Origin of the sequence: Campylobacter sp. RM5063 (assembly GCF_024723655.1) — a bacterium.
Taxonomy (GTDB): Bacteria; Campylobacterota; Campylobacteria; order Campylobacterales; family Campylobacteraceae; genus Campylobacter_D; species Campylobacter_D lari_D.
Genome location: NZ_JANQDA010000002.1, coordinates 23,829 through 44,303, shown reverse-complemented (window position 1 = coordinate 44,303; position 20,475 = coordinate 23,829). Strand labels below are relative to the sequence as shown.

The following is a 20,475-nucleotide window of genomic DNA, read 5'->3' as shown; positions in this document are numbered from 1 at the left end:
ATGGATAATAGTCTTAAAACATTTAAAGAAAACATAAATCAAAATTTACTTTGTGAAAATATTAAAGAAAGAAATGATGGAAGAACTAAAATTCTAGGTGTAAATTTTACTAAAAACAATGAAGATTTTATAGTAATTAGACAAGAAAATCATCATAAAAGCCAACATACTTTGCTTAATTATTCTAATGAAGAAGATTGGTTGCATAAAACTAATTTATCTTGCGATTTTATAATAGTTTATTCTAAAAATAATAAGGTAAAAATTAGTTTTTGTGAAATAAAAAGTAGTAATACTGACTTAGAAAAAGCAAGATGTCAAATATTATATTCTAAATTATGGCTTGAATATCTTTTTAAATGCTATAGCTTTGCACATAAAGTAGATATAGATTGCTTTACTAAAGCTCTAAATGAAAGTAAATATTTTATGTTATATCCTAGAATAAATAAAGTTAATTTAAAAAAAACTATCGGAAAAGATAATAAAAGAAAATATAAAGAAACAGCAATACAAGATTGTTGTTTATCTGAAAAACATTTTAATGTAAATCCTTATAATTTTATTTAGGAATTTAAATGAAAACCTTTTTAGTTTGTGCCTTAGAGCCTTCAGCAAATTTGCATTTAAAAGAAGTTTTAAAAGCTTATAAAAATGAGTATAAAGAATTTGATTTAGTGGGAATTTATGATGAGAATTTATGTGAAGAATTTAGTCTAAATTCCAAGCCACTTTATAGCTCACATGAGTTTAGTGCTATGGGTTTTATAGAGGTTTTGCCGCTCATTTTAAAAGCCAAAAGAGCCATAAAAGAGCTAGTGAGTTTAAGTTTTGCTCAAAAAATTGATGCGATTTTATGTATAGATTCTCCTGCCTTTAACTTACCTTTTGCAAAGGCTTTAAAAAAAGCAAATTCCAAAGTAAAAAGAATTTATTATATTTTACCTCAAGTTTGGGCATGGAAAAAAGGACGCATTCCTATCATAGAAAGTCATTTTGATGTGTTAGCTTCTATTTTACCTTTTGATAGTGAGTTTTTTAGTAAAAGCACTTATGTGGGACATCCGCTTTTAGATGAGATAAAAGAAATTAAAAATCAAGAAGATATAAATTCTATACTTTCAAAAAAAGATGATGAAAAAATCATCGCTTTCTTACCGGGCTCAAGAAAAAGTGAAATAAAGCGTTTGATGCCTATTTTTAGAGAGTTAAGCACTAAATTTAAAGGTAAAAAAATCCTTTGCGTACCCGAGTTTAATTTAAAAAGATTAGAAATTTACGGAGAAATGAGTAATTTTGAAATTCAAACTAACACCCCAAAGGTGCTAAAAAATGCTGATTTTGCTTTTATTTGTAGCGGCACAGCTACACTTGAAGCAGCTTTGGTTGGTACGCCTTTTGTGCTTGCTTATAAAGCTAAAGCTATTGATGTATTTATCGCAAGATGTTTTGTAAAACTCAAACATATAGGCCTTGCAAATATCTTTTTGGATTTTGCAGGAAAAAGCGAGCTTAATCCTGAATTTTTACAAGAGCAAGTGAATGTGGAAAATTTATATCAAGCTTATCTTAAATACGATTATAAGGCATTTTTTGATAAAGTAGATTTTTTAAAAGAATATTTGCAATTTGCAAGTGCAAAAAATTTAGCTAAAATACTTTATGAAATCAAATAAGGATAAATCATGCAAAAAGAACCTATGAGTAAATACGGCTATGAGAAATTAGAAAAAGAATTAGAGCATTTAAAAAAAGTTGAACGCCCAAAAGTAGTAGAAGAAATAGACATAGCAAGAAGCCATGGAGATTTAAAAGAAAATGCAGAATATCACGCGGCTAGAGAAAAACAAGCTTTTATAGAAGGAAAGATTGCTGAACTTGGAGATTTGATCTCAAGAGCACAAATCATCGATCCATCTTCTTATGAGCATGATAGTGTGAAATTTGGCTCAACTGTTGTTGTAGAGGATTTAGAAAGTGAAAAACAAAGCACTTATACTTTGGTAGGGGTAAATGAAGGAAATTTAGAAAAAGGCTATATTTCCATTAGTTCGCCTATTGCTAAAGCAATGCTTGGTAAAAAAGAAGGGGATGATTTTAAAGTGCGTTTGCCAAAAGGCGAGAGTGAATTTGAAATCATTTCTATAGAATACAAAGCTTTGGAATTTTAATTTTTGCAAAAAATAATTATAAAAGAAAATGCTATTTTTATTGCCGATGCGCATGAAAATAAAAATAGGCGTGGTTTTTGGGAGTTTTTGCAAGCCTTAAAAAATAAAAAAATTCAAACTCCACAGCTTTTTTTAATGGGTGATATATTTGATCTTTTAATTTATGAAGTAAAGGCCACGCATGATTTTGCAAAAGCTTATATAGACTTACTTGAAGAACTTGCGTATGAAATTGAAATCATTTATTTAGAAGGCAATCATGATTTTAATTTAGCTAAATTTTTTAAAAAAGTGAAAGTTTTTAGTATAAAACAACAACCCTTGCTTTGCGAATTTCAAGATAAAACCTTAGTAAAATTAGCCCATGGGGATATTTTTTTAAAACCTTTTTTGCAGTTTTGCTTAAAAAGTTTGAGAAATCATTATTTGCTACTTTTTTTAAATTTTTTAAATGTTATTAGTAAAGAAAGAATTACTCAAAAAATTCTAAAAAATCAAAACAAAAAACAACTTATTAGAAAAATTCCCCATTTTTCTGCTTTAGTAAAAGAGCGTTTAAAGCACTATAATATAGGCTTTGTAATAGAAGGTCATTATCATCAAGATGTATTTTTAAAAAATGAAGATATAAAATATCTAAATTTAGCTACTTTTGCATACAAGGAAAGTTTTTTTATAGTAAAATATGAGCCAGAAATCAGATTTCACAAAATAGAACTTAAGGAGGCATAATGTTTGATGAGAATGTCGTTAAAACAGGTTCAAATGAAATGGAACTTGTTGATTTTCGCATCTTTAAGCAAGGCCACGATAAAGTCTATGAGGGAATTTATGGTGTAAATGTTTCTAAGGTTAGAGAAATCATTAAAATTCCTTTTTTGACTGAAATTCCAGGAGTACCTGAATATGTAGAAGGTATTTTTGATCTTCGTGGCGTGGTGATTCCTGTAATCAACCTAGCTAAATGGATGCAAATTCAAGAACCAGAAATGACAAATATAAAACCTAGAGTTATCATTACTGAATTTAGTAATGTTTTAATCGGTTTTATTGTCCATGAGGCGAAAAGAATTCGTAGAATTAATTGGAAAAATATTGAGCCAGCTACTTTTGCAACAAGTGCGGGTAGTTTAGATAAGGGTAAAATTACTGGTGTAACTAAGATCGAAGGAGATGAGGTTTTACTTATCCTAGATTTAGAAAGTATAGTGCAAGAACTTGGAATTTATACCCCACAAACTGATATTGACGATGATAAAATTCAAAAAATCGAAGGTATGGCTTTAGCACTTGATGATAGTTCAACTGCAAGAAAGCTTGTTAAAGATTTATTAAATAAAATTGGTCTTAAAGTAATTGAAGCTAAAGATGGTGTTGAAGGTTTACATAAACTAGAAGAGCTTTATAGTACTTATGGCAGCGATTTAAATAAACATTTAAAAATTATTGTAAGTGATGTTGAAATGCCACAAATGGATGGATTCCATTTTGCAGCAAAAGTTAGAGATGATGAGAGATTTAAAAATATTCCTATCGTATTTAACTCTTCTTTATCAAATGAATTTATGAGTGATAAAGGTGTTAAAGAAGCAGGTGGAGATGGGTATTTAGTTAAATTTAATGCAAGTGATTTCTTTGCTGAAATTTCTCGTATCATAGCAAAACATGAAAAAGGTGAGGAGTAAAAATGGAAGATATTCAAGAAATACTTGAGGATTTTTTAGTTGAAGCCTTTGAATTAGTCGAGCAAATTGATCATGATTTGGTTGAATTAGAAGCAAATCCTGAAGATTTAGAACTATTAAATAGAATTTTCCGCGTTGCGCATACTGTTAAAGGATCATCAAGCTTTTTAAATTTTGATGTTTTAACAAAACTTACTCATCATATGGAAGATGTTTTAAATAAAGCAAGACATAATGAGCTTAAAATTACTCCTGAAGTAATGGATGTAGTTTTAGAATCTATTGATATGATGAAAACTTTATTAAATTCTATTAGAGATAATGGAAATGATACAGCAATCGGACTTGATATAGCTCCAATTTGTGCAAGATTAACCGCAATTTCAGAAGGAGAAAGTTTAGAATCAATTACTCCGGCTAAGGCTGAAGAGCCAAAAGAAGAAGTTAAAGAAGAGCCAAAAGCTGAAGAACCTGAAGTTGATGTAAATAAACTTAGTGATGATGAAGTTGAAGCTGAAATTGAAAGACTTTTAAAAGTAAGAAAAGCTGAAGATCAAGCAAGACGCGCTGAAAAGAAAAAAACTCAAGAATCAACTCCAACTCCAAGTAAACCAGCTCCACAGGCACAAAATGCAGCAGCTGAGAAAAAGGTCCCTGCAGCAGGTGGTGGAAGCAGCGGTGCAAATATGGATCAAACAATTAGGGTTGAAGTTAAAAGACTTGATCATTTAATGAACTTAATTGGCGAGCTTGTATTAGGTAAAAACCGCTTGTTAAAAATTTATGATGATGTTGAAGAAAGATATGATGGAGAAAAATTCTTAGAAGAATTAAATCAAGTTGTTTCTCAACTTAGCATTGTCACTACAGATATTCAACTTGCGGTTATGAAAACAAGAATGCAACCTATTGCGAAAGTATTTAATAAATTCCCAAGAGTTGTGCGTGATTTAGGCCGTGAACTTGGTAAACAAATGGAGCTTGAAATTTCAGGGGAAGAAACTGAACTTGATAAGTCTATTGTAGAAGAAATTGGCGATCCTATTATGCATATGATTAGAAATTCTTGTGATCATGGTATAGAAGATCCAGCAACGCGTATAGCTAATGGTAAACCAGAAAAAGGAACGGTTAATCTTAAAGCATATAATGAAGGAAATCATATCGTTGTTGAAATTGCCGATGATGGTAAAGGTTTAGATGCTGATGTGTTAAAATCAAAAGCAATAGAGAAAAACTTAATCACAGAGCGTGAAGCTGATCAAATGAGTGATAAAGAAGCATTTGCATTGATTTTCAAACCAGGTTTTTCAACCGCTGCAAAAATCACCAATGTTTCAGGGCGTGGTGTTGGAATGGATGTTGTTAAAACTAATATTGAAAAATTAAATGGTGTAATTGAAATTGATAGTGAGCTTGGAAAAGGCACTGTGATGAAGCTTAAAATTCCACTTACTTTGGCGATTATTCAATCTTTACTTGTGGGAACTCAAGAAGAATTTTATGCTATTCCACTTGCAAGTGTTCTTGAAACAGTTAGAGTGCCAATTGATGATATTTATACTATTGAAGGTAAAAATGTACTTCGCTTAAGAGATGAGGTTTTATCTTTAGTAAGACTTTCAGATGTATTTGGCGTAAAACAAGTGCTTGAAAATACTGATCAAACTTATGTAGTTGTTATAGGTGTGGCAGAAAGTAAGCTTGGTATTATAGTAGATACTTTAGTAGGTCAAGAAGAAATTGTTATCAAGTCTATGGGTGAGTATTTGCAAAATATCCAAGGTATAGCAGGAGCAACTATCCGTGGTGATGGTAGAGTAACTTTGATTATCGATGTTGCTGCTATGATGGATATAGCTAAAGAAATTAAAGTTGATATTAAAGCACAAATTGAATCGCAATCTAAAAAAACAACTAAAGAAAAACCAAGTGATTATACAGTGCTTATAGTGGATGATTCTAAAATGGATAGAAATATCATGCAAAAATCATTAGAGCCACTAGGTGTAAGTATTATAGAAGCAACTAATGGTGTTGAAGCATTAAATACAATTAAATCAGGCGAGCATGATATTGATGCTGTGTTGATTGATATTGAAATGCCAAGAATGGATGGTTATACCTTAGCAGGTGAAATTAGAAAATATTCTAAATATAAAAACCTCCCACTTGTTGCAGTAACTTCAAGAACTAGTAAATCAGACCGCTTAAGAGGTGTGGAAGTAGGAATGACTGAGTATATTACTAAGCCTTACTCTCCAGAGTACTTAGAAAATGTAGTTAGAAAAAATTTAAAACTAGGATAAGAAGATGAATGATAAATTAAACCAGGTTTTGCAAAAACAACAAGCGCAAATTGCAGAACCTGATGTAGATAAAGAAGAGGATATTATTCAGCTTGTTGGCTTTGTGGTAGGAGATGAGGAATACGCTATTCCAATTCTTAATATCCAAGAAATTATTAAACCTATAGAATATACTAGGGTTCCAAGTGTGCCTGATTATGTTTTAGGTGTGTTTAATATGAGGGGTAATGTTATGCCTTTGATTGATCTTGCTAAAAGATTTAATCAAGGTAGTTCTAAAATGACTCCTCAAACAAGATATATTGTTTTAAAAGGTATAGCAAATGGCAATCAAACTCCTGCAGGTAATGCAGGCTTTGTGATAGATAGATTAACAGAAGCTATTAAAATTCACAGAAGTAGGATTGATCCACCACCTGAAACTTTACTAAAAGAAAAAGGTATGATTTTTGGTATAGGCAAAAGAGAAGAAAATATCTTGACTATATTAAAAGCTGAAGCTTTATTAAAGCGTGAGTTTTAATGATAAAGCTTTGTGCCTTTGACTTTGATTCTACGCTAATGGATGGGGAAACTATCGATATTTTAGCGCAAGAATATAATGTTGGTGATGCTGTAAAAGCAATCACCAACAAAGCAATGAATGGTGAGCTTGATTTTTTTGAAAGCTTAAGCGCTAGAGTAGCTTTGCTTGAAGGTATGCCTATAGAGCAGGTAAAGAAATGCTGTGAAAATTTACCTTTGATGAATGGTGCTAAAGAATTATGTGAATATTTAAAAAGTAAGAATATAAAAATAATTGTTTTTAGTGGTGGATTTCATGAAGGAATTGATTTAATACAAAATAAACTTCATTTTGATTTTGGTTTTGCTAACTTTTTACATAGTAAAAATGGTTTTTTAACAGGAAAAGTTGGCGGAGAAATTATGTTTAATAATTCAAAAGGTATTATACTACAAAGACTTAAGAAATTTTTAAATTTAAAAACAGAAGAAATTATGTGTGTAGGCGATGGAGCTAATGATATTTCTATGTTTAAAGAATGTGGATTAAAAATAGCTTTTTGTGCCAAAGAAATTTTAAAATCTCATGCAGATATTTGTATAGATAAGAAAGATTTAAAAGAAATAATAAAGGTAATACAATGAAAAAATTTTCACTATGGTGTGATTTTATAGAAAATGAATTTTTAGATCATGAATTTTTAGATTTAATTTACTCAAAAACAATCAATGGTGCTACCTCAAATCCTGCTATTTTTAAAAATGCGATTTTAAACTCAGCTATTTATAAAGAAAAAATCAAAAAATCAAATCTTAAAGATAAAAAAGCTTTATATGAGTATCTTGCGATAGAAGATATAGCTAAGGCTGCGGATAAATTAGCTATTAATTATTATGAAAATAATGATGGTTTTATTAGTATTGAAATTGACCCAAGATTAAAAGATAATACTAGCCTATCTTTGGCCGAAGCAAAAAGATTATACACGCAAATTGCAAAAGAAAATGTGATGATGAAAATTCCTGCTACAGAAGCTTCTTATGAAGTAATGCAAGAATTAATGAAAAATGGTATTAATGTTAACGCTACTTTGATTTTTGATTTTGAGCAAACTAAAAAATGCTTTGAAGCTTTAAATTTAGGTTTAAAAGAATTTAGAAAAAATAATACCGCAGCTAAAAAAGAGCCTCGAGCAGTTATTAGTATTTTTGTAAGCCGTTTTGATAGATTATTAAATAATCAAGTTTTAGATAAAAATTATATAGGAATTCTTACTGCAACAAAGGCTTATAATTATATCATTAAACAAAATGAAACAAATATTAGAGCTTTATTTGCAAGTACAGGTGTTAAGGGTGATGATTTAGAAAAAGATTATTATATTAAAGAATTACTCTATGATAAAGCTATTAATACTGCACCACTAGATGCTATTAAGGCTTTTAAAGGTAAGCAAATTATATTTAAAGAGCCTTTGAAAGATGAATGTATAGAGAAAAAATTAAATGCAAATATTTCAAAAGATGCTTTAAGTAAAGCTTGTAAAGATTTGCTTGATGATGGTTTGGAGCAATTTTGCATAGCTTATGAAGATATTTTAAAATCTTTATAAACTTATTTGGCTATAATTAGCGTTTATTTTTTTAGAAAGGAAACAGATGTTAGAAGGTATCGTTAGAGAGAGTATCGGTAGAAAAGCTGCTAAAGCTTTAAAAAGAGATGGTTATCTAATCGCAAACATCTACGGAAAAGGATTAGAAAACATCAATGCTGCTTTTAAAGTAAATGAATTTATTAAAGAAGTACGCAAAAAAACTACTTTAGCTTTTGATGTAAAAGTAGCAGATAAAGTATTAAATGTTGTGGTAGTTGATTATCAAAAAGATCCTGTAACTGCAGAATTAAAACACGTAGATTTAAAAGTAGCACAAAAAGGTGTTATTTCTAAATATATGGTTCCTGTAAAAATCGTAGGAATAGCTATGGGTCTTAAAAATAAAGGTGTTTTAATCCAATCAAAAAGAAGATTGAAAGTAAAATGTGCAGCTGAAAACTTACCAAATTATTTTGAATTAGATGTAACTAAACTTGATGTTGGTGATGCACTTTTAATCCGCGATGTAGTTGTGCCTGAGGGTGTAACTATGGTTGATGCTGATAGAGTAGCTGTAGTTGGCGTAGAAAAAGCAAGATAAAATGACCTTAGTCGTAGGACTTGGTAATATAGGAGAACAATACGCCCAAACCCGTCACAATGTAGGGTTTATGCTAATTGACTTAATTTTGAAAGATTTGCAAACAGCAAAGCTTTCAAATGCCAAATTTAAAGGAGAGCTTTTTAAAGGCTCTTCTACTCTTTTTTTAAAACCTTCCACTTATATGAATTTATCAGGAGAAAGTGTAAAAGCTGTTAGTGAATATTATAAATGTGATAGAATCATTGTAATCCATGATGATATAGATTTAAATTTGGGTGCATTGAAATTTAAAATGGGTGGATCAAGCGGTGGACATAATGGGCTTAAAAGTATAGATAATCTTTGTGGCAATGCTTATGAGAGGGTACGCATAGGAGTAGGAAAAGGACAAGATGTAATTTCTCATGTTTTGGGAAAATTTAAACAAGAAGAACAAGAAAGTTTAACTAAGGTTTTAGAACATAGCAAAAAAGCTTTACTTGAGCTTTTAAATTCTGATATAGAAAAAATCGCTTCAAAATATTCTTTAAAAAGTTAAACGATGAGTATATTTTTTCGCTATATTTCATCTTTGTATTTAAAATCATTTTTTATTTTATTTTTTTCTTTGACTTTTTTCTTCGTAGCGATTGATTTTTTACTCAATTTCAATAGACTGCCAAAAAGTGCAAATTTAGAGCTTTTGTATATATTTTTCTTAACATGTTCAGCAGCTTCTTATATACTACCTTTAGCTATAGTCCTTGCTTTGGTTTTATGTATTTTTAATATGATACGCTCGAATGAATTTGTTAGCTTGTATGCTTTGGGTTTAAGTAAAAATCAAGTGATTTTTTATCCTTTTTTATGGGCTATGTTTTTTTGTTGTGTTTATGTAGGACTTAATTTTAGCGCCTTTGCTTATGCAGATGAATATAAAAGTAATATTCTCAAGCGTGGCGTTGTAGATAGAGAGGGTGGGGAAGTTTTGATTAAATATAATGATAAATTTATTTATATACAAAAAACAAGTTCTCAAACCTTATATAATATAAAAATCTTTGATGTAAAAAATTTAGACATTCAAAGCACAATCCATGCAAAAACTGCTAAATTTGATGGAGATTCTTGGAACTTAAATGACGCTAAAGCTACTAATGTACCACAAAATTTGATTGTTTCAAAAGAGGGTTTAAGCGTAGAAGAATTTAAAAATATCAAAGGCTTAGAAGACTTTTCTCCAAAAATCTTAGAAAGAATTTCTTTAGTAGAGAGCAATCCTTCTTATTCTATTTTAGACGCGCTAGAAAGTATGGCAATTTTTGCAAAACAAAATATTTCTACTAATACACTTAGAACAAGTTTATATTCTTTAGTTCTTACACCATTTTTTGCGCCATTTTTAATGCTTATTGTGTATTATTATTTTCCTTTAACAGCAAGATTTTTTAATCTCGCACTTTTAGCTTTTGTGTTTTTTGTGTGCATACTTTTAGTTTGGGGTTTGTTGTTTTTATTAACAAGATTGAGTGAAAATGAAATTTTACTTCCAGAGCTTGGTATAATGCTACCAGTATTTATTTTAATAAGTATAGGAAGTTTTTATTATTTTAAACACAAATAACTACAAGTGAGGTTTTTATGGATTATTTAAAACTAGCAAAAGAATACAACACACCATTTTATATTTATGATTTTGATAAAATTAAAGAGCGTTTTACAATGTTAAAAGATGCTTTTAAGGCAAGAAAATCACAAATTTTTTATGCAGTCAAAGCAAATTCTAATTTAAGCGTTTTAAAGCTTTTAGCTTCTTTGGATAGTGGGTTTGATTGTGTTAGTGCAGGTGAGATTTATAGAGCTTTAAAAGCAGGAGCTAAAAATTATAAAATTATTTTTAGCGGGGTAGGTAAAAGTGCTGATGAATTAAAATATGCTTTAGAGCAAAACATACTTTATGTAAATTTAGAAAGTTATGAAGAAATGCTTCTTTTGGAGCAAATTGCTAAAGAAAGTCAAAAGATAGCTCGTATAAGCATAAGGGTAAATCCAAATGTAGATGCTAAAACACATCCTTATATTTCTACAGGTTTGCATGAAAATAAATTTGGTGTAGATATAGAAAGTGCTAAAAAAATGTATCTTTATGCTAAAAACTCACAATTTTTAGAGCCAGTTGGAGTGCATTTTCACATAGGTTCACAAATTCTTGATATAAGTAGTATCCATGAGGCCTCAGCGATTGTTGCAAAATTAGTAAAAGAACTTTTAGCTTTGAAAATTAATATTAAATTCTTTGATATAGGCGGGGGTTTAGGAGTTTGTTATAAAGATGAACAAGAGCCAAATTTATATGATTATGCTCAAGGAATTTTAGCAAGTTTGCAAGGTCTTGATGTGTGTATAGGTATGGAACCTGGCAGGTTTTTGGTAGCAAATGCAGGCGAGTTTGTTACTAAAGTTTTATATGAAAAATTTAATGATAAAAAGCGTTTTGTGATTATTGATGGAGCGATGAATGATTTATTGCGTCCAAGTTTATATAGTGCTTATCATGAAATCAAGCTTTTGAGTGAAAATAAAGAAGAAAGCCTTTGTGATATTGTTGGTGGGGTTTGTGAGAGTGGAGATTTTTTAGCTAAAGATAGAAAACTAGCTAAAACAAAAGCAGGAGATTTGATCATAGTTAAAAGCGCAGGTGCATATGGTTTTAGTATGAGTAGTAATTACAATACTCGTAATAGAGTATGTGAGCTAGCTTGTGAAAATGGCATAGTAAGAATGATTAGAAAAAGAGAAAGTTATGAGGATCAAATTGCTTTAGAGCTTGATTTTTTAAAGGATTGAAATGTTGTTTTTAGATGTGCAAGGAACTTTGATTTCAGATTATGATAAAAGTCCTATAAATGGTGCTTTAGAACTCATTAAATCTTTAAATAAAGAAAAAATTCCTTATGCAATTATTACTAATAATACCAAAAAATTAGATTTTTTAAATTATTTGCAAAATTTGGGTTTTGAAATTAATGAAAAAGTTTATATTGATCCTTTTTGTGTTTTAAAAGATCATTTAAAGCCTTGTAAAATAGCAGCTTTTGGAGCAAAAGAATTTTTAGATTCACTTCAAGAGTTAGGTTATGAGCTTGATTATAAAAACCCAAAAGCATTTTTACTAGCAAGTTATGATGATTTTAAATTTCAAGATTTTGCTAATATGATAGAGTATGTTAAAGATGGCGTGCAAGCTATAGCAATGCATGAGGGTAGTATTTATAAGAAAAACTCAAGGCTTTATCCAGGCGTTGGAAGTATCATGTCTATGCTTAAAAATGCATGCGAGTTTGATTATAAAGTGATAGGAAAACCTAGTAAGGCTTTTTATGAAAGTGCTTTAAATTTATTAAAACAGCAAGATTGTAATGTGAGTTTTAAAAAAACTTTAATTATTAGTGATGATTTTAAAGGCGATTTGCTTGGTGCTTATGAGCTTGGTATGCAAACAGGCTTAGTTTTAAGTGGTAAAATTTCTAACACTCAAGGTCTTGATACAACTAAACTTAATTTTGTATATGATAGTATTAAGGATTACTACATATCGAGGTTTAAATGAAAGATATAGAAAAATTACGCAATAAAATCGATACTATCGATGATAAAATTTTGGCTTTACTTAATGAAAGAATGCTTCATGTTAAAGATATAGGAGTTATTAAGCAAAATTTAGGTGGGAGTATTTATAGACCTGAGCGCGAAAGGGCTATTATAAATAGACTTAAAAATTATAATCATGGTTTATTAGATCAAAATGCAATCGAAGCAATTTATCAAGAAATCTTTGCTGTATCAAGAAATTTAGAAATGCCCCAAAGCATAGCTTATTTAGGACCTGAGGGAAGCTATACACATCAAGTAGCAAGAACGCGTTTTGGTGCTATGAGTCGTTATACTCCACTTGCAAATATAGAAGATGTTTTCAAAGAATTAGCTCACAAAGAAGCAAAATATGGAGTAGTGCCTATAGAAAATAATACAGCAGGTGCAGTGGGTGTGACGCTTGATTGTCTTGGAAAATATGAAGATGTAAAAATTTTTGCTGAAATTTATATGGATATTCATCATTCTTTTGTAAGTATGAGTGAAAATTTAAAAGATATTAAACGCATATATTCTCATCCACAAGGTTATAATCAATGTAGAAATTTTTTAGAAAGTCATGATTTAAGTGAAGTAGAATTTGTAGCAAGCAAATCCACAGCTCATGCAGCTTACTTAGCTTCGCAAGATGTTACTTCAGCCGCGATTTGCTCTAAAATTGCAGCAAAACTTTATAATGTACCTATATTATTTGAAACGATTGAGGATAATTTGGCAAATCGTACTAGATTTTTGATTTTAAGTGATATAAAAATACCTCAAATGCCTCATTGTAAAACTTCTATCTTAGCACTTGCTGCACACAAACCAGGTGGGCTTAGTGACTTGTTATATGAGTTTAAAAAAGAGGGGATAAATTTAACAAAACTTGAATCACGCCCTATAAAAACAAGAGAATTTGTGCATAGTTTTTATATAGATTTTGAAGGACATATTGATGATGAAAATGTCCAAAGAGTATTAAAAAAAGCTGAGCATATAAAATGGCTTGGATCATATTTATCAGGAGAAAGCAATGAAATTTAATCCTTTTTTAGAGGCTATTAAAACTTATGAAAGTGGCAAGGATATGGATTTAATTGCTAAAGAATATGGTTTAAAAGAAGTTATTAAACTAGCAAGTAATGAAAATCCTTATGGCACAAGTAAAAAAGCTAAAGAAGCCATCATAAATAATGCACATTTAGCTCATTTATATCCTGATGATACTATGAGTGAATTAAAACAAGCTCTAGCACAAAAATATGATATTTTAAAAGAAAATCTCATCATAGGTAGTGGGAGTGATCAAATCATAGAATATATAGTACATGCAAAACTTGATCATTCTAAGGCTTATTTGCAATGCGGGGTTAGTTTTGCTATGTATGAAATTTATGCAAAACAACTAGGAGTTAAGGTTTATAAAACTCCAAGCTTAACCCATGATTTAAATGAGTTATATGAGTTATATCAAAAGCATAAAAATGAAATTAAAGTAATCTTTTTATGCTTGCCAAATAATCCTTTGGGCGAGTGTTTAGACGCAAGTGAGGTTTTTGAGTTTTTAGAGAAAATTGATGAGGATTGTTTGGTAGCCATTGATGGAGCTTATAATGAATTTGCTTCATTTAAAGATAGCAAAAAACATATTAATCCTAAAGAATTAATCCATAAATTTCAAAATGCAGTATATCTAGGAACCTTTTCTAAGCTTTATGGTTTGGGCGGTATGAGAGTGGGTTATGGTATAGCTTGCAAGGAAATTATCAATGCATTTTATAAATTACGAGCACCTTTTAATGTGACTAATTTGAGTTTAAAAGCTGCTGTTGCTGCATTAGATGATGATGAGTTTGTGCAAAAAACCTTAGAAAATAATTTTTCACAAATGAAACTTTATGAAGATTTTGCTAAAAATTATAAAATTCGATACATTCCAAGCTATACAAATTTTATTACTTATTTTTTTGATGAAAAAAATAGCACAGATTTATCTGAAAAACTGCTTAAAAACGGTATAATAATAAGAAATTTACAAAGTTATGGTTTAAATGCTGTGCGTATAAGTATAGGTACAGAGTATGAAAATTCAAGGTTTTTTGAAGAGTTTTCTAAAAATTTTTAGTTTGTAGGAAATAAATGGATTATAAAACTATACTGCACCAAGTAGGTCAGCTTTATCAAAATTTAAGTTTAAGACAGCGTATTATTATTGCTGCTTCTATTGTTGTTGTAGTTGGATTTTTAGTATTTTTAACCCTTTTTAGAAGTGGCTCTACAGTAGCTAGCGAAGCTGGATATTCAGTATTATTTGAAAATGCTAATACTAGTGATTCGGCGATGATAGTAACTCAACTTGAAAAAAGTGGAGTTCCTTATATTTTGCGTAATGAAGGAACGATTTTAGTTCCTAATGAACAAGTATATAAACAGCGTTTAGCTATTGCTTCTGCAGGATTATTGCCAAAAGATAATAAAGTAGGCTTTGAGCTTTTTGATAAACAAGAATTTGGAGCCACAGAAGCTGAGCAAAAGGTAAAATACCAAAGAGCATTAGAAGGTGAGCTTGCTAGAACGATTGAAAGTTTAGAGCCTATTCATAGTGCTACGGTTCATATTGCTTTTGCTAAAGATACACTTTTTACCCAACAACAAGTTCCACCAACTGCTTCAGTAGCTTTGACTATAAAAGAAGGTTTAAAGCTTAATAAAAAGCAAATTATGGGGATTAAAAACCTAATCGCTTCTTCAGTAACAAAACTTACTCCAGAAAATGTAAAAATCATGGATCAAAAAGGTATTCCTTTAGATGATGAGGGTGCTTTTGAAAGTGATTTAATTGCTGCTCAAATTAAATATAAAAGAGATCAAGAATATGAATTAGAGCAAAAAATTGTTGCTTCTATTGCTCCATTTGCAGGTGGCTATGATAGGGTAGTAGCAAAGGTTAGTATTGATTATGATTTTTCTAAAGAAGAATCACAAAGTGAAGTATATGATCCAAATACCGTTGTGCGTAGTGAGCAAACCTTGGAAGAGCATAGAGAAGGCTATAAAGATAAAGAAATTCAAGGTGTACCAGGTGCTGTTTCAAACATCGGTCCTGTGGAAGGTTTGGATGATAAAGGTGCGCGCGAGGTTTATACTAAAAATCAAACTACAACCAATAATGAAATTTCTAAAAAAATTACCAACACCACTAAGCAATTTGCAACCATTAAAAGAATTTCTGCAGCTGTTGTGGTAGATGGAAAGTATAAAGTAATTACTGATGATCAGGGAAATATTACTAATGAATATATTCCTTTGAGTGATAAAGAAATTAAAGCGATTGAAAATCTTACTAAAGGTGCCATAGGATTTAATCTTGCTAGAGGTGATGCGGTTGAAGTAAATAATTTGGAATTTCATAGAACAGCTAAAGTTGAAAATAAGGTTCAAACTTTTTATTCAAGATTTGTTGAGCCTTTTATTCCACCTGTTAAGTATGTATTTGCCGCGATTTTGCTTTTTATCTTTTACAAAAAAGTTATTGTGCCATTTTCTCAAAAAATGCTTGCAGATATTAGACTTGAAGAAGAGATGGAAGGTAAGGATGGGCAGATTATTGATGAGGCTGAAGATGCTATTGAAAAATTCAATGCTGCTCGTAGAAAAGTTGAAGAACAGCTTGGTTTTGGAGATAGTTTTGATGAGGATGCATTACAATATGATGTTTTACTTGAAAAATTAAGAGCAGTAGCTAATGAAAAAGGCGAAGAGGTGGCATTATTGTTGCAAAAACTTGTTGAAAATGAAGCCGAATTTGGTGAGAAGGATATCTAATGATAAAGCTTAGCGAAGAACAAAAAATGGTCTATGATGACCTTTCTATGCCAGAAAAGGTCGCCATATTTTTAATCCAACTTGGAGAAGATGTAACGACAGTTTTATTTTCTCATATGGATATTAATGTCATCACTGAAATTTCTCGCTATATTGCTTTAGCAAAAAATGTTGATAAGCCAGTTGCTACTGCAGTACTTGAGGAATTTTATACTTTACTGCAATCAAATCAATACTTAAAAAGTGGTGGTTTGGAATATGCAAAAGAAATTTTATTTAGAACTTTTGGCCCTGAAATTGCCAATAAAATTTTGGAAAAACTTACCAAAAGTATGGAAAATAATCAAAATTTTGCTTATCTTTCACAAATTAAACCACAACAACTTGCAGACTTTATCATCAAAGAACACCCGCAAACTATAGCTTTGATTTTAGCTCATATGGATACTACTCAAGCTGCTGAAACTTTGGAATATTTTAGCGATGAATTAAGAGCTGAAGTTGTAATAAGAATGGCAAATCTTGGAGATATATCTCCTTCAATTATCAAAAGAGTATCTGCTGTGCTTGAAAGTAAGCTTGAAAGTCTTACTTCTTATAAAGTTGAAGTGGGTGGTCCAAGAGCAGTTGCTGAAGTGCTTAATCGCTTGGGTCAAAAAGCCTCTAAAACAACACTTTCTTATATTGAGCAAAGTGATGAAAAACTTGCTACAACCATTAAAGATTTAATGTTTACCTTTGATGATATTTCTCAACTTAGTACTAATGCGATTAGAGAAGTTTTAAAAGCTGCTGACAAGCGTGATTTGATGATAGGTTTAAAGGGCGCAAGCGAGGATTTAAAACAAAAATTTATGTCCAATATGTCTACGCGCGCTGCTGAAGCTTTTGTAGAAGAAATGGGCTTTTTGGGTGCTGTGCGTGTTAAAGATGTAGAAGAAGCACAAAGAAAAGTTGTAGAAGTGGTGCAAAAACTTGCAGAACAAGGTCTTATCCAAGTGGGTGAGGCTGATGAGATGATAGAGTAAGATTATGGCAAAATTAACCAATGTAATTTCACCTGAAAATATTTCTGCTCATGTAGTTGAGGGTTATCATTTTAAAGTTATGAGTGAAATGCCCTCTAGTGAAGAACAAAAACAAGAAGAAATTCAAACTATCAATCAAGTCTCTCCTGTCCAAAACACACAACAAGCAGTAGAAAATCAAACAATAGAAGCTACTCCACAAGCCTCACAACCACAAATTCAACCTGATTTTGTTGAAGATTTACTTAAAAAAACTGATGAAATGTCAGGAAATATCATTAAGTTGCAAATGCAGATAGAAAGCCAAGAGGCTGAATTTAACAATCGTTTAAACACAGAATTAGAACATGCAAAGGAAAAATTTACTAAAGAAGGTTATGAACAAGCACAAAAGAATTTTGAAAGTGAATTAGAAGCCTTGAAGGAAAAATACTTAAAAAGCGTAGAAAAGCTTGAAAATACAGTGCAAAATTTAAATGAGTTTTTATCTAAAAATGAAAAAGAATTAGCCGATACAGCTGTAATTATTGCAAAAGAAGTGATTGCAAAAGAGCTCGAAGAAAATTCATCACTTATAGCATTAAATTTAGCAAAAGAACTTATGAGTGAACTTAAAAATGCTACTAAGATAGAATTAAAGTTAAGTCCTGATGATTTTGAATATGTAAAAACACACTTGCAAGAACAAAGCAATATTAAATTTAGTCTTGATGATGCGATTAATAAGGGAAGTATTTTAATATTAAGTGATGCGGGTAATATAGAGTCAAACCTTAACAATCGTTTGCAAAAAATCAAAAACATGGTTAATGAATGATAGATTTAAATAACTTAAATATTAAAAATATGCAAATTAAAGAACTGGAAAATTTAGCTAGTAATTTGCGTGAAGTTATCATAGATACAGTGAGTAAAAATGGTGGACATTTAAGCTCAAATTTAGGTGTAGTTGAGCTTAGTATAGGAATGCATTATGTTTTTGATGTGCGAAAAGATCCTTTTATTTTTGATGTTTCACACCAATCTTATCCACATAAGCTTTTAAGTGGTAAGATAGATAATTTTCATACTTTAAGACAATTTAATGGCTTGAGTGGATATACAAAGCCTGATGAGGGGGATTATTTTGTAGCAGGACATTCAAGTACTTCTATATCTTTAGCAGTTGGAGCTTGTAAGGCTATAAGATTAAAAAAAGAAGATCGCTTACCTGTTGTATTAATAGGTGATGGAGCGTTAAGTGCAGGTATGGCTTATGAAGCTTTAAACGAGCTTGGTGATAGAGAATATCCTTGTGTGATTATTTTAAATGATAATGAAATGAGTATTTCAAGGCCAATTGGAGCTATTTCAAAATACCTTTCTCAAGCAATGGCAACGCAGTTTTATCAAAAGTTTAAAAAACGCATAGAAAATCTTTTAGAGTATTTTCCTCAAGGCGCATCTTATATGGCAAAGCGTTTCGAAGAGGGTTTAAGACTTATTACACCTGGACTCTTATTTGAAGAATTAGGACTTGAATATATAGGGCCTATTGATGGACATAATTTAAATGAAGTTATTAATGCGTTAAATCAAGCTAAAGCTATGAATAAACCTTGTGTAGTGCATGCGCAAACTATCAAAGGCAAAGGTTATACATTAGCTGAAGGTAAAAATGCTAAATGGCATGGAGTAGGTGCTTTTGATAGAAGTAGCGGAGAGAGTTTAAAGGCTAATATGAACAAAAAAAGTGCGACAGAAATTTTTTCAAATACACTTTTAAATTTAGCTCAAAAATATGAAAATATAGTAGGTGTAACTGCTGCTATGCCAAGTGGAACTGGAATAGATAAGCTAATGGAAAAATATCCTGAGCGTTTTTGGGATGTAGCAATTGCAGAACAACATGCAGTTACTTCTATGGCAGCTATGGCTAAAGAAGGTTTTAAGCCTTTTATAGCAATTTATAGCACTTTCATGCAAAGAGCTTATGATCAAGTTATCCATGATTGTGCTATTATGAATTTAAATGTAGTTATTGCTATGGATAGAGCTGGCATAGTAGGAGAAGATGGAGAAACTCATCAAGGTGCTTTTGATGTTAGTTTTTTAAGTGCTATACCAAATATTACTTTAGCGGCTCCAAGAGATGAGGCTATGATGGAAAAAATTATGGAGTATGCTTATTTTCATCAAGGTGTTTTTGCTTTTCGTTATCCTAGAGGTAATTTTTTATTAGATGAAAATTTTAATCTATGTGAGATAAAACTTGCAAAAGCTCAAATTTTATCTAAAGTGCAAAGCGATAAAGTATTTTTAGGTTTTGGTCAGGGTGTGGCTAAGGCAAAACTAGTTTTAGATAAACTTGGTTTAGATTATGCAAGCTTAATAGATTTGATTTTTGCAAAACCTTTAGATGAAGAGCTTTTAAAAGAATTGGCAAAAGATACAAAAACTTGGTTTGTTTTTTCAGATAGTGCTAAGATAGGTGGAGTGGGAAGTTTAATTGCAACTTTCTTGCAAAAAGAAAATCTTTATCATATAAAACTAGTAAGTTTTGAATTTGAAGATCAATTTATAACCCATGGTAAAACAAATGAAGTAGAAAAATTTCTAGAAATTGATGTTGAATCTTTGTGTAAAAAGATTAAAATTTATTAAAAGATAAAAAATATCCTTTAATATAATCATTTTTTTATAAAAAAAGCGTTATACTATATAAAAAATATCGGAGAATTAATAATGGAACTTATTCAATTGCTTAAAAATTGTGATTTAAAAGCTACTCCTCAAAGACTTTGTATTTTAAAAATTTTAAAACGCCATGAACATCCTAATATAGAATCTTTATACGAAAGCATTAAGGAAGAATATCCTTCTATCTCTTTAGCTACAGTGTATAAAAATTTAAATACTTTAAAAGAACAAGGTTTGGTTGTAGAAATCAACACTCCAAATCAAAAAACTTGTTATGATATTTATGAATATCCTCATATACATGTAATTTGTAGCAAATGCAATCATATAGAAGATGTATGTTATGAAGATAGTGGGATAAATAAATACCAAGAAGATCTTGAGAAAAAAATTGGCAATATCATTGATTATCTTGGCGTATTTGCTTATGTGAATGGTTGTAAAGCTTGTAAAAAATAAA

Annotated in this window: 21 protein-coding genes; all 21 read left to right on the top strand. The window is 30.4% G+C overall.

Annotated elements, in window-relative coordinates; translation table 11 throughout:
- The 21 genes from CAMP5063_RS01125 (at position 1) to perR (ending at position 20,474) form a co-directional block, all read left to right on the top strand.
- The gene (locus CAMP5063_RS01125; protein ID WP_133319532.1) at positions 1-570 is read left to right on the top strand and encodes a hypothetical protein; all 570 of its coding nucleotides are present in this window, start codon (positions 1-3) and stop codon (positions 568-570) included.
- 8 nt (positions 571-578) lie between these two features.
- Positions 579-1,676, top strand: coding sequence for a lipid-A-disaccharide synthase (lpxB, locus tag CAMP5063_RS01120; protein WP_337194646.1), 1,098 nt, complete (start codon positions 579-581; stop codon positions 1,674-1,676).
- Positions 1,677-1,685: 9 nt separating this feature from the next.
- Entirely contained in the window at positions 1,686-2,171 is a 486-nt protein-coding gene (gene greA, locus CAMP5063_RS01115; protein ID WP_039619215.1) for a transcription elongation factor GreA, read from the top strand.
- 3 nt (positions 2,172-2,174) lie between these two features.
- A complete protein-coding gene (locus CAMP5063_RS01110; RefSeq protein ID WP_220566581.1) occupies positions 2,175-2,903 on the top strand; it encodes a UDP-2,3-diacylglucosamine diphosphatase in 729 nt (242 codons plus the stop codon).
- Entirely contained in the window at positions 2,903-3,856 is a 954-nt protein-coding gene (locus CAMP5063_RS01105; protein WP_133319535.1) for a chemotaxis protein, read from the top strand. Before CAMP5063_RS01110 ends, CAMP5063_RS01105 begins: the two co-directional genes overlap by 1 nt.
- Before the next feature lie 2 nt (positions 3,857-3,858).
- Positions 3,859-6,165: a hybrid sensor histidine kinase/response regulator gene (locus tag CAMP5063_RS01100; RefSeq protein WP_220566582.1), complete on the top strand. Its 2,307-nt coding sequence runs from the start codon at positions 3,859-3,861 to the stop codon at positions 6,163-6,165.
- A gap of 4 nt (positions 6,166-6,169) precedes the next feature.
- Entirely contained in the window at positions 6,170-6,688 is a 519-nt protein-coding gene (locus CAMP5063_RS01095) for a chemotaxis protein CheW (protein ID WP_133319537.1), read from the top strand.
- Positions 6,688-7,314 carry a phosphoserine phosphatase SerB gene (serB, locus tag CAMP5063_RS01090; protein ID WP_133319538.1) on the top strand — a complete coding sequence of 209 codons (627 nt, stop codon included), beginning with the start codon at positions 6,688-6,690 and terminating at the stop codon, positions 7,312-7,314. The genes CAMP5063_RS01095 and serB overlap by 1 nt, the downstream gene beginning before the upstream one ends.
- Positions 7,311-8,282: a transaldolase gene (locus CAMP5063_RS01085; RefSeq protein WP_337194645.1), complete on the top strand. Its 972-nt coding sequence runs from the start codon at positions 7,311-7,313 to the stop codon at positions 8,280-8,282. Before serB ends, CAMP5063_RS01085 begins: the two co-directional genes overlap by 4 nt.
- A gap of 46 nt (positions 8,283-8,328) precedes the next feature.
- Complete coding sequence (locus CAMP5063_RS01080; protein WP_263728627.1) at positions 8,329-8,865, top strand: 50S ribosomal protein L25/general stress protein Ctc; 537 nt, start codon at positions 8,329-8,331, stop codon at positions 8,863-8,865.
- 1 nt (position 8,866) lies between these two features.
- Complete coding sequence (gene pth / locus CAMP5063_RS01075) at positions 8,867-9,406, top strand: aminoacyl-tRNA hydrolase (protein WP_263659767.1); 540 nt, start codon at positions 8,867-8,869, stop codon at positions 9,404-9,406.
- Positions 9,407-9,409: 3 nt separating this feature from the next.
- Positions 9,410-10,471, top strand: coding sequence for an LptF/LptG family permease (locus CAMP5063_RS01070; RefSeq protein ID WP_220566586.1), 1,062 nt, complete (start codon positions 9,410-9,412; stop codon positions 10,469-10,471).
- A gap of 17 nt (positions 10,472-10,488) precedes the next feature.
- Positions 10,489-11,694 carry a diaminopimelate decarboxylase gene (gene lysA / locus CAMP5063_RS01065; RefSeq protein ID WP_337194644.1) on the top strand — a complete coding sequence of 402 codons (1,206 nt, stop codon included), beginning with the start codon at positions 10,489-10,491 and terminating at the stop codon, positions 11,692-11,694.
- Between the two features lies 1 nt (position 11,695).
- Entirely contained in the window at positions 11,696-12,457 is a 762-nt protein-coding gene (locus tag CAMP5063_RS01060; RefSeq protein WP_337194643.1) for an HAD-IIA family hydrolase, read from the top strand.
- Positions 12,454-13,527 carry a prephenate dehydratase gene (pheA, locus tag CAMP5063_RS01055; RefSeq protein ID WP_263659771.1) on the top strand — a complete coding sequence of 358 codons (1,074 nt, stop codon included), beginning with the start codon at positions 12,454-12,456 and terminating at the stop codon, positions 13,525-13,527. The genes CAMP5063_RS01060 and pheA overlap by 4 nt, the downstream gene beginning before the upstream one ends.
- Complete coding sequence (hisC, locus tag CAMP5063_RS01050) at positions 13,517-14,608, top strand: histidinol-phosphate transaminase (protein WP_263659772.1); 1,092 nt, start codon at positions 13,517-13,519, stop codon at positions 14,606-14,608. The genes pheA and hisC overlap by 11 nt, the downstream gene beginning before the upstream one ends.
- Positions 14,609-14,622: 14 nt before the next feature.
- Positions 14,623-16,308, top strand: coding sequence for a flagellar basal-body MS-ring/collar protein FliF (gene fliF, locus CAMP5063_RS01045; RefSeq protein ID WP_133319547.1), 1,686 nt, complete (start codon positions 14,623-14,625; stop codon positions 16,306-16,308).
- Positions 16,308-17,336 carry a flagellar motor switch protein FliG gene (gene fliG, locus CAMP5063_RS01040; RefSeq protein ID WP_039619192.1) on the top strand — a complete coding sequence of 343 codons (1,029 nt, stop codon included), beginning with the start codon at positions 16,308-16,310 and terminating at the stop codon, positions 17,334-17,336. The genes fliF and fliG overlap by 1 nt, the downstream gene beginning before the upstream one ends.
- Positions 17,337-17,340: 4 nt before the next feature.
- Entirely contained in the window at positions 17,341-18,153 is an 813-nt protein-coding gene (fliH, locus tag CAMP5063_RS01035) for a flagellar assembly protein FliH (RefSeq protein WP_337194642.1), read from the top strand.
- Entirely contained in the window at positions 18,150-19,979 is a 1,830-nt protein-coding gene (gene dxs / locus CAMP5063_RS01030; RefSeq protein ID WP_337194641.1) for a 1-deoxy-D-xylulose-5-phosphate synthase, read from the top strand. The genes fliH and dxs overlap by 4 nt, the downstream gene beginning before the upstream one ends.
- An 81-nt stretch (positions 19,980-20,060) precedes the next feature.
- On the top strand, positions 20,061-20,474 hold the full coding sequence (gene perR, locus CAMP5063_RS01025; protein WP_133319550.1) for a peroxide-responsive transcriptional repressor PerR: 414 nt from the start codon (positions 20,061-20,063) through the stop codon (positions 20,472-20,474).
- Position 20,475: the final 1 nt, after the last annotated feature.